Here is a 2355-nt window from a genome sequence, read left to right on the forward strand (position 1 = left end):
CTCAACAACCCTGACACCCAAACATTAAAGGAAAACCATGAAGACTATTCAATTATGCAGTTTTATATGCTGTCTGTTTATGAGCGTTGGCGTATTCGCGCAGGACACGACGACGGTTAAGCCGGAGGATACAGGTAAGGTTCTGATCAACCCCGGTATGGGGTGGACTATGCACTTCTACTCCAATGTGGCGCGAAACTATGGCTCCAAGCTGGAACCCTCTGATACTCTAGAGGATTTTCCCGGTGTCTCAACCGTCTACCTGCGTCTTCCCTGGTCCTATCTTGAACCCGAAGAGGGCAAGTATAACTGGGCCATCTTCGATACCCCCGCACAGCGCTGGATCAACCCCCTTATCACCTCATGAAAGCCCCTCCGACCACCTCACCCAAAAAGCAAATTCCTAGCAATATGAAAGCCCTATCTATTTTCTTATTGATAGCCCTGATTACAGTTGCTCATTCAAAACCTAAAGAAATGAATGTTATTTTCATTCTTGCTGATGACTTAGGTTGGAGTGATACAACTCTTTATGGCCAGACGAAACTCTATCAGACACCCAATTTAGAAAAATTGGCGGCTCGAGGAATGACATTTTCTAATGCTTATACGAATAGTCCATTGTGTTCTCCAACCCGGGCCAGTGTCTTAACAGGTCAATCGCCAGCCAGACATGGATCAGTGAACCCGGCACATCATACTCCCACGATTAGGTTACAAGCAAGCCTAAGACCTAATGGTCCTCCTGGAGATAAAGCACTTAAGGTAAACACAGTTACCAGACTGGATAATAAATTGCCGACACTTGGCAAATTATTTAAGCAGCGCAATTATCAAACAGCTCACTTTGGCAAATGGCATTTAGGAACAGCTCCATACAGTCCACGTCAACATGGCTTTGATGTAGATATTCCTAATCACCCGGGACCAGGGCCTGCTGGGTCATATGTCGCACCATGGCGATTTAAGAATTTTAAGCCAAACTCACCAAATGAACATATTGAAGATCGCATGGCTAAAGAAGCCACAAGCTGGTTAAAGAAAATCAATAAAAACCAGCCCTTCTTCATGAATTACTGGCAGTTCTCTGTTCATGGACCATTTAATGCCAAGGAAAAGCTGATTGAAAAATATAAACCATTAATTAAACCAGGAATGAAACAAAATTGTCCAACCTATGCTGCAATGGTTGAGTCAATGGATGATGCAATTGGCACCTTACTCGATGCTGTTGATAAGGCAGGAATCGCTGATAATACAATTATTATTTTTATATCAGACAATGGTGGCAATATGTACAGTCAGGTTGATAACACAACGCCAACAACAAATGCCCCATTAAGAGGTGGCAAAGCCTGTATCTTTGATGGTGGCACTCGCGTGCCATGTATTGTTGTATGGCCTGGGGTTAGCAAAGCTGGCAGTAAAAGTAAAGAGCGTATTCAAACATCTGATTTCTATCCAACATTAGCAAAGCACCTTAACTTAAAGATTCCCAAAACGCATCCAGTGGATGGTATTGATATTATGCCGGCGGTGAAAGGAGAAAAACTGGAACGACAAGCAATTTTTACTTATTTTCCAACGCCTCCACCAGTACCTGACTGGCTTCCACCGTCAATTGCTGTTTATTCTGGGGACTGGAAACTGATTCGAGTTTTTCATGGTGGCGAGAATCAGAAACATGATTATAAGCTTTATAACTTAAAGAATGACATTGGTGAAAAGAAAAACCTTACTAGTCAATATCCGGAAAAAGTGAAAACGCTGGATGCCATGATAGATCAACATATTAAAGAAACAGGTGCGGTGATTCCAGTTAAAAATCCAAAATTTGATCCAGCTCAATACAAGCCTGAGTTAATAGGAATAAGACCAGCTTCCAAAAATAAGAAAAAGAAAAGAAAAAAGTAGTTCCCATATTATAATTTAGGGCTCACGCAAAGGGGGGAAGGCGCAAAGAATTTTTTTTAGACAAGATTTTTTTGGGAGATGCGAATTTGTAGCTTAGGCTAAGGTAGTCGCTTCGCTCCAGTTTTAAGTTTTAAGTAAAAGAGCCGAATATCCGATAGCCGATACCGAGTAACCGAGTAGCCGATCAAGAACGTTTTAAGTAGACACTGGAACCGGCGGGACGCCGGCGCTCCATGCGATTACGCCCTTTTCATACTTCATACTTCATACTTCATATCAACCCCCTTATCACCTCATGAAAGCAACTCCGACCACCTCACCCAAAAAAGCAAATTCCTAGCAGTTAACCTCGATTGATTTCAATCTAATTTGGCCGAAAAACGTCTCCTCATTCCTCTCCTCATTCCTCTCCTCATTCCTCTCCTCATTCCTCTCCTCATA

Annotated in this window: 2 protein-coding genes; both read left to right on the top strand. The window is 42.5% G+C overall.

Annotated elements, in window-relative coordinates; genetic code table 11:
* Nucleotides 1-37 precede the first annotated feature (37 nt).
* Nucleotides 38-367: a hypothetical protein gene (locus BSZ32_RS09890; protein WP_105043269.1), complete on the top strand. Its 330-nt coding sequence runs from the start codon at nt 38-40 to the stop codon at nt 365-367.
* Nucleotides 364-1914: a sulfatase gene (locus BSZ32_RS09895; RefSeq protein ID WP_206018805.1), complete on the top strand. Its 1551-nt coding sequence runs from the start codon at nt 364-366 to the stop codon at nt 1912-1914. The genes BSZ32_RS09890 and BSZ32_RS09895 overlap by 4 nt, the downstream gene beginning before the upstream one ends.
* Nucleotides 1915-2355 lie beyond the last annotated feature (441 nt).

It is taken from the genome of Rubritalea profundi (genome assembly GCF_002954445.1).
GTDB lineage: Bacteria > Verrucomicrobiota > Verrucomicrobiia > Verrucomicrobiales > Akkermansiaceae > Rubritalea > Rubritalea profundi.